The organism is Nocardia sp. NPDC056541, from assembly GCF_042794235.1.
In the GTDB taxonomy this organism is placed as follows: Bacteria; Actinomycetota; Actinomycetes; order Mycobacteriales; family Mycobacteriaceae; genus Nocardia.
Window position 1 is genome coordinate 1 of sequence record NZ_JBHTUD010000025.1, and the last position, 4,550, is coordinate 4,550.

A 4,550-nucleotide genomic window follows, 5' to 3' on the forward strand; every position below is an offset into this window, starting at 1 on the left:
AGCCGCCGGGGCGTAGGCGACGAAGGAGCAAGCCCCGGTGGCTAACCGGCGGCCCCCAGGGGCCGCGACTCGAGCGCGCCAGCGCTCCAACAAACACAGCGTCGAACCGCCTGGGACAACCGAACGCAGGTGACCCTCGCACCCGCGACTGCCCGCCGCATCGTCGAGGGTCCCCGCGCCGCCGGCAATTAGTCGACGCCCAGGTAGGCCGACATGACCGCAGGGTCGGTGAGCAATCCCGCACCCGGACCGGACTTGGTGACCTCGCCGGTTTCCAGGATGTAGGCGCGATCACTGCGGGTCAGGGCCTGTTGGGCGTTCTGTTCCACGAGCAGCACGGTGGTGCCCTGGCGGTTGATCTCGCTGATGATCCGGAAGATCTGCTGGATCACCATGGGGGCCAGACCCATCGAGGGCTCGTCGAGCAGCAGCAGCTTCGGCCGGGCCATGAGGGCGCGGCCGATGGCGAGCATCTGCTGTTCGCCGCCCGACATCGTGCCGCCGACCTGCTTGCGACGTTCGGCCAGGCGGGGGAACAGTTCGAAGACCCAGTCCAGAGTCTGCTGGTACTCGGTCTTCTTCTCGAAAGGCCTGCCATAGCAACCCATGTCGAGGTTCTCCGCGACCGTCATGCCCGGGAAGACACCGCGGCCCTCCGGCGCCTGGATGAGACCCTCGACCACCCGATCGTGCGCTTTCATGGTGGTGATGTCTTTGCCCTGGAACAGGATTCGGCCCGAGGTGAGCGGCAGCAGGCCCGACATCGCCCGCATGGTGGTGGTCTTGCCCGCGCCGTTGGCGCCGAGCAGAGTCACCAGTTCACCCTGGGCGACCGACAGCGAAATGCCGTGCAGCGCTTGGATCCGGCCGTAGTTCACGACCATGTCCTGGACCTCGAGCAGCGGCGCCTCGGTCTCGACCACGACCTCCGGCTCGTCCCGCGAGCGCACCACCACGGCGTCCGCCACCGGCGTCGCCCCCTCCTCCGCGGCGGCGACCGATCCCTCGCGCACTTCCTCAATCGTGTCCGCGTCGGGCACGCCGAGGTAGGCCGCGATCACCGCTGGGTCCTCACGCACCTGGGTGGGCAGGCCGTCGGCGATCTTGCGCCCGAACTCCAGGACCACGATCCGGTCGGTCACGCCCATCACCAGGCGCATGTCGTGCTCGATGAGCAGCACGGTGTAGCCGTCGTCGCGGATCTTGCGGATCAGGTCCATCAGCGCCGACTTCTCGCTGGGATTGAAACCGGCAGCCGGCTCGTCGAGACACAGCAGCTTGGGCTCGGTGGCCAGCGCCCGCGCGATCTCGAGCCTGCGCTGATCGCCGTAGGACAGGTTGCGGGCCTTCTCCACCGCGCGGGGCGCGATGCCCACGAACTCGAGCAGCGCCATGCCGCGTTCGATGGCATCACGCTCCTCGCGCCGGAACTTCGGCGTGCGGAACACCGCGCCGGGCACCGAGGTGGTGTGGCGCGCGTCGGTGCCGACGACCACGTTCTCCAGCGCCGTCATCTCGCCGAACAGCCGCACGTTCTGGAACGTGCGCGCGATACCCATCCGGGTGATCTCGTTGCGCTTGGTCTTGGCCAGCGGCCGACCGTCGAAGTGCACGCTGCCCGACGCGGGCTTGTAGACGCCGGTGATCGCGTTGAAGCAGGTGGTCTTGCCCGCGCCGTTGGGGCCGATCAGACCGAGGATCTCGCCGCGGCGGATCTCGAAACTGACCCCGTCCAACGCGGTCAGACCGCCGAATTTGACGGTCAGACCGTCGGTACGCAGCAGGGGCTCGCCCACCGCGGTCTCGATCTCGCGATGCGGCGCGACCACCTCGGCGACGGTCTCGGCATCGGCGAGCTCGGGCAGCACCGCGGTGACGTCGACCTCGCCGGTCGGCTCGACCTCGGGCGGCGGCTGGTAGCCGGCCTTCATGTCTTCGTTGTCGTACAGCGCGTCTCCCGCGCCCGGCCCCGTCATCGCCCTGCTCCGATCGATTCGGCCGCCGGCTTGCGCACGACCGCCTGGTACACCTGTCTGCCGTAGGCGAGCAGTTTCTGCCGCACCGGGAACAGACCCTGTGGCCGCAGAATCATCATCACCACGAGCGCGATGCCGAAGTAGAGGTACTTCAGGTCACCGAGGTTCTGGGCGCCGCCCGGACGGAACAGCAACACACTGCCGAACAGCAGCAGGCCGAGGATCACCGCGACGATCGCCACGCCGATCACCGTCCGCCGGACCCACGCGGCCAGCGCGTCCTTCTTCCACCGCCACAGCAACCACAGCCCGATCAGCAGCGCGACATCGAGGCCGAGCAGCAGGTAACCGGTCGACTCGCTGGACACCAGCTGCACCGACTGCAACCGCATCGGCAGGTAGGCGATGAGGAACGCGCCGACGATCACGCCGAGCTTGTTGCCCGAACCACCCAGCACCACCGCGCACAGGAACAACATCGACAAGATGATGTCGAACTGTTTGGGGTTGACGTAGGTGACCTGACCGGCGTACATCGCGCCGGACAGACCGCCGACCGAGGCGCCGATCACGAACGCCCACAGCTTGAACTTGAAGGTCGGCACGCCCATGATCTCGGCGGCGTCCTCGTCTTCGCGGATGGCGACCCAGGAGCGCCCGACCCGGCTGCGCTCGAGGTTGCCGATGATCAGCAGCACCACGATCACGAAGGCCATACCGAGCCAGAACCACCAGGTGCCGTTGCTGGCCCGCTGGAAGGGATTCCAGCTGCTGGTGTCGCCGAGGTTGCCCGGGGAGAAGAAACCACCGGGGTGCGCCTCGGATTCGCCGACCGTGGGGTAGGCGATCTTGGACAGCCCGAGGCTGCCGTTGGTCAGGTCGCCCAGGTTGTCGGCCATCAGCCGGACGATCTCACCGAAGCCCAGCGTCACGATCGCGAGGTAGTCACCGCGCAGCCGCAGGGTCGGCGCGCCGAGGATCAGGCCCGCGAGCGCGGTCAGCGCGATCGCGATCGGCAGGCAGGCCACCCACGCCCAGCCGGGTTGCAGCCAGCCGCCGTCGGTTTGGTTCCACGGACTGTTCGGACTGGTCAGCAGGCCGACCGTGTAGGCGCCGACGGCATAGAAGCCGACATAACCCAGGTCGAGCAGACCGGCCTGGCCGACCACCACGTTCAGGCCGATGGCGATCAGCGCGTACATGGCGAACTGCGCCATCACACCGCCGAAGCTCACGCCCGGAGTGTCGAGCAGCGGGGGCGGGAACAGCGGCATCAGCGCCAGCAAGGCGATGATCGGCACGCCAACGGCCCACTGGGCCGGACGCGAGAGCCCGTCCCACCAGACCCGGATCGCATCGCCGATGCCACGTCGATCCTGCTGTGCGACAGGCGCTTTCGGGGTTTTCGTCAGGTCTGTCATGCGCGTGCCCTCCCCAGGCTCTCGCCGAGGATGCCGGTCGGCCGGAACATCAGCACGGTCACCAGCAGCACGAACGCGACCACGTCACGCCATTCGGTGCCGAACAGGATCTGCCCGTACTGCTCGGCGATGCCGAGGATCAACCCGCCGAGCAGCGCGCCGCGCAGGTTGCCGATGCCACCGAGCACCGCGGCGCTGAACGCCTTGATACCGAGGATGAAACCGCCGGAGAAGATGATGCCGGTGGGGATGTAGAGCGTGTACAACATCGCGGCCGCGCCTGCCAGCAGACCGCCGATGAGGAACGTCAGCACGATGACCCGCTCACGCGAGACACCCATCAGGGTGGCGGTGTCGGGGTCCTGGGCGACCGCGCGGATGGCGCGGCCGAATTTGGTTCTGTTGATGACGATTTCGGTCGTGATCGCGAGCACGACGGCCGCGGCGATGATCACCAGCGCCACATTGGTGACCTGCGCGCCGAGGAAGCTGAACTGCACCTTCGGCTCCACGAGCCGGATACCGGTCTGGGCGTTGGAGCCGCCGAGCCCCGGCTTGATCTTGGGCAGGATGTAGTGCACGAATTCCTGGATCACGAACGACATACCGATCGCGGTGATCAGGAACGCCAGCGGTTTCGCGCCGCGCCTGCGCAGCGGCCGGTAGGCGACTCGTTCGAGCCCCACCGCCGCAATGCCCGAGACGAGCATGCCGAACAGCATCGCCAAGCCCAGGTACAGCACTGTCAGCAGGACACCCTGGGAATACACGTTGCCGCTGGGCGCGAAGCCGAGCAGTTCCAGTCCCACGTAGGTGCCGAACATGCCGAGCATGAAGATCTCGGAGTGGGCGAAGTTGATCAGTCGGAGCACGCCGTAGACCAGCGTGTAGCCGACAGCGACCAGGGCGTAGATCGAGCCATAGGTGAGGCCGTCCACGGTCAATCGCCAGAACTGGTCGATCACCCCGGAGACGTTGAAATCGATGGACCCTTCGGCCAGCAGGGTCACACCGAGCGAAGCCGCTGATGTCATGGTTACTCTCGCGTCAGGCGAGCGGTGGGGGGGGGGGGACAGGCCACCCCCCCCCCCGCCCCCAACAAAAAGAAAAAAAAAACGGAAGAAAAAAAAAAATAATGTTGGGCGCGCACGCA

General features: G+C 67.0%; 3 protein-coding genes and 1 pseudogene. All 4 read right to left on the reverse strand.

The window, feature by feature from the left end; all coding sequences use genetic code 11:
• Window positions 1-188: 188 nt before the first annotated feature.
• Entirely contained in the window at window positions 189-884 is a 696-nt protein-coding gene (locus ACFQ9R_RS30820; RefSeq protein ID WP_378995800.1) for an ABC transporter ATP-binding protein, read from the reverse strand.
• 183 nt (window positions 885-1,067) lie between these two features.
• Window positions 1,068-1,976, reverse strand: a pseudogene (locus tag ACFQ9R_RS30825) (ABC transporter ATP-binding protein); the annotation flags it as partial.
• Window positions 1,973-3,397, reverse strand: coding sequence for a branched-chain amino acid ABC transporter permease (locus ACFQ9R_RS30830; RefSeq protein ID WP_378995649.1), 1,425 nt, complete (start codon window positions 3,395-3,397; stop codon window positions 1,973-1,975). The gene ACFQ9R_RS30830 and the pseudogene ACFQ9R_RS30825, both read right to left, overlap by 4 nt.
• Window positions 3,394-4,431 carry a branched-chain amino acid ABC transporter permease gene (locus tag ACFQ9R_RS30835; protein WP_378995651.1) on the reverse strand — a complete coding sequence of 346 codons (1,038 nt, stop codon included), beginning with the start codon at window positions 4,429-4,431 and terminating at the stop codon, window positions 3,394-3,396. Before ACFQ9R_RS30835 ends, ACFQ9R_RS30830 begins: the two co-directional genes overlap by 4 nt.
• Between the last annotated feature and the right edge of the window lie 119 nt (window positions 4,432-4,550).